The organism is Selenomonas sp., from assembly GCF_052169755.1.
In the GTDB taxonomy this organism is placed as follows: domain Bacteria; phylum Bacillota; class Negativicutes; order Selenomonadales; family Selenomonadaceae; genus Selenomonas.
Window position 1 is genome coordinate 1 of record NZ_JBQNBV010000192.1, and the last position, 3,084, is coordinate 3,084.

Annotated in this window: 4 protein-coding genes; all 4 read left to right on the forward strand. The window is 52.2% G+C overall.

Annotation, left to right across the window (positions count from 1 at the left end; all coding sequences use genetic code 11):
- Positions 1–362: 362 nt before the first annotated feature.
- Complete coding sequence (locus ACTTKG_RS10120) at positions 363–581, forward strand: hypothetical protein (protein ID WP_442674076.1); 219 nt, start codon at positions 363–365, stop codon at positions 579–581.
- A gap of 158 nt (positions 582–739) precedes the next feature.
- Positions 740–1,231: a CarD family transcriptional regulator gene (locus ACTTKG_RS10125; RefSeq protein ID WP_442674077.1), complete on the forward strand. Its 492-nt coding sequence runs from the start codon at positions 740–742 to the stop codon at positions 1,229–1,231.
- Between the two features lie 121 nt (positions 1,232–1,352).
- Positions 1,353–2,510, forward strand: coding sequence for a PIN/TRAM domain-containing protein (locus ACTTKG_RS10130; RefSeq protein ID WP_442674078.1), 1,158 nt, complete (start codon positions 1,353–1,355; stop codon positions 2,508–2,510).
- 74 nt (positions 2,511–2,584) lie between these two features.
- The coding region (locus tag ACTTKG_RS10135; RefSeq protein WP_442674079.1) for an IspD/TarI family cytidylyltransferase at positions 2,585–3,084 on the forward strand (500 nt) is incomplete at its 3' end.

The window sequence follows — 3,084 nt, forward strand, 5'->3', positions numbered from 1 at the left end:
GGAAGGGGCGGCTCGGCTTACTCGATTTCAGCTTCGCTTCTCGGGGAGGATTTTCACTGCAAGGCAGGCTGCCGCTTTTCAGCGCAGGAGCGGCTCTCTGTGAACGTGCTTATCGCAGTTACTCTTTCCCGTCATCGAATTTTTACGGTGTATGAACTTTTATCGTGATGTGTTACATTGTAACCTCGATGAAGCATAATATACTCCTTGTCCGAAACATTGTCAAGAGCATGAAGGAAAAATTATTTTTCCTCTGAGACTTTTCCGATGTCGTATACTTCTGCTATACTAAGCCATATAGGAAAAAAGGTGTGATGTCTCGCGGCACTGCGAAGCAATGGGCAAAGGAAAGGGGAATTCTTATGTATTTTCGCGCACAGCAATATTACCGTATCAATCGGCGGCTGAAAAAATCGTACCATGCACTCCTTCGCGCGGGAGCCGCAGAGGAAGCGACGCATGCGATTCGTGAAACCAATGCGCATATTGTCGAATTGTTTGCGCACGGCGGTCTCATCAGCCATGAATGGGCGGCGGCTTTGGGGCATCGTCATGGGGAAATGCCCGCGGATATGATCTAGACGATTTTCCTAAAATTCCAATGAGGTAATTGACATAAAATAGGGGATATGATAAAATATCTAATTTCTTCCCTTTGCCGAGGATTTGTGCTATAATATGAAAAGCAGTTTTTGATTTCCACAGAGGTTTTCTGTGGAGAAAGGCAGGGGGTGAAGCATTGCTTCAGGTTGGTGATACGGTTGTTTACCCGATGCACGGGGCGGGCGTGATTTCCGGTATAGAGGATTGCGAAGTGCTGGGTGAAGGTAAGTCCTATTATGTGCTAAAGATGCCGTTGGGCAACATGAAGGTTATGATACCGACGGATAATGTAGATAATATGGGGCTTAGAGATGTGATTCCCGAAACGCAGGTCGAAGAGGTCAAGGGTGTATTACAGATGGCGCCGGAACGCGCAACGGGCAGTTGGAATAAACGATTCCATGCAAATCTTGAGCGCATGAAGAGCGGCGATATTTGCGATGTGGCGGCTGTAGCGAGGAATCTTGTCCTGCAGGATCGTCTGCGCAAGATCTCAAGCGGTGAGCGGCGTCTTTTGGATCTTGCGCGGCAGATCATCGTCAGCGAGCTTGTTTACGCTTGCAGCAAATCGCCTGAGGAAGTCAAGTCATGGATGGATGGCATCCTTGCAGAAAATGATTTTGCCTGATGCGGACGCCGATCAAGTGAGTGATGCAAGAGGGATTTTTTTTGACAAAGCTGTATAGATTTAGTATGATAAATCTGTTTAGCTTTGTCATTTCCTTTATCTGGGATGGGAGGGATGTTTATTGCTCGAAAAAGTATTGCGCTTTTTCACCACGCTGATTTTCGTCATTCTCGGTGGTGCGCTCATGCAGCTTGCAAGCCCGCTTTTGACCCTGTTCATCAGCACGGAAATTCTCAAGATGGATCTTGGACTCTTTCGATTGACGCTTGCTTCGCTCGTCTGCATTCTTGTCGGCGCTGCTTTGGGCGGGGTTCTCGGCTTCATAACGACGCCTCTTTTTACGGCTACGCTCAAGCGCTTCACCTATTGGGTGGAGACACAGCTGAACAAGATGCCGACGCATGATGTCATCGCAGGCGCAACGGGACTTGCCATCGGACTTATCATCGCGAATTTATTGGGGGCGGCATTTTCTAAGATTCCGCTTGTCGGCGCATATTTTCCAGTCGTTTTCAGCATCGTGTTCGGCTATCTCGGCATTCATATCACGATCAAGAAGCGCAAGGAGGTTGGGGAGCTTTTCGGTACGATTCCAAATCTGATCAGCAAGAGCCGCGAGGCGAAGGCGCAGGCGAAAGCCAAGGAAGCGCTGGGGCAAATCGGCAAGGAACAGAAATCGCCCAAGCTCTACAAGCTGCTCGATACGAGCGTCATCATTGACGGTCGCATCGCCGATATATGCGAAACGGGCTTCATCGACGGCGCGTTGCTCATCCCCGAGTTCGTCTTGGAAGAGCTGCAGCACATCGCTGACTCGTCGGACGCTTTGAAGCGTGTGCGCGGCAGGCGCGGGCTTGACGTCCTGCAGCGCATCCGTACGGAGTCGAAGATGGAAGTCGAGATCACGAATCAGGATTTCGACGATATCGCCGAGGTTGATTCGAAGCTCGTTCGCTTGGCGCAGGTCGTGGGCGGCAAACTTATCACGAACGATTTCAACTTGAATAAGGTCGCGGAATTGCGCGGTGTAACGGTGCTCAACATCAACGAGCTTTCCAATGCCGTCAAGCCCGTGGTCATTCCGGGCGAGGCGATGCGCGTTTCCGTTGTCAAGGAGGGCAAGGAGCCGGGGCAGGGCATCGCTTATCTCGATGACGGAACGATGATTGTCATTGAGAACGGACGCCGCCATATCAACAGCACGATTGATGTGGAGGTCACTTCGGCGCTGCAGACGGCAGCCGGACGTATGATTTTTGCAAAGCCCCGACATTGGTGAAATGAGAGTGCCGCCGATAGGTCAAGAGACTTATCGGCGGCGTGTTTATAAGGCAGTATATGCAAGGAGGCTTTATGGTTTCCGTGATTTTTCCGGCAGCAGGCGCAGGCAGACGCATGGGGGCGAGACAAAACAAGGTGCTCTTGGAGATTTCCGGCGTGCCGATCTTGCTTCGCAGCCTACAGGCATTTTCTGCCGTACCCGAGGTTGGACAACTGGTCGTTGTTGCTGCAAAGGATGAGGCTGCTTTTGTGGAGCGCCTTCTCGCCGGAACGAAGGCGCTCAAGCCTTGGTGCATCGCTGTGGGCGGCTCTGAGCGGCAGTATTCCATCGCGAACGGCATCGAGCATCTTTTTGCTGCCTGTGAGATCGTACTTGTGCATGATGCGGCGCGTCCCTTGGTAAGCCGAGAGACGATTGAGGCGGTCATCTCTGCGGCGCGTGAGAAGGGCGCTGCCATCGCCGCCGTGCGTGCAAAGAACACGATCAAGGTCGTCGGCGAGGATGGGCGCGTCGAAGCGACGCCGTCACGCACGAGGCTTTGGGAGGTGCAGACGCCGCAGGGGTTTCGCCG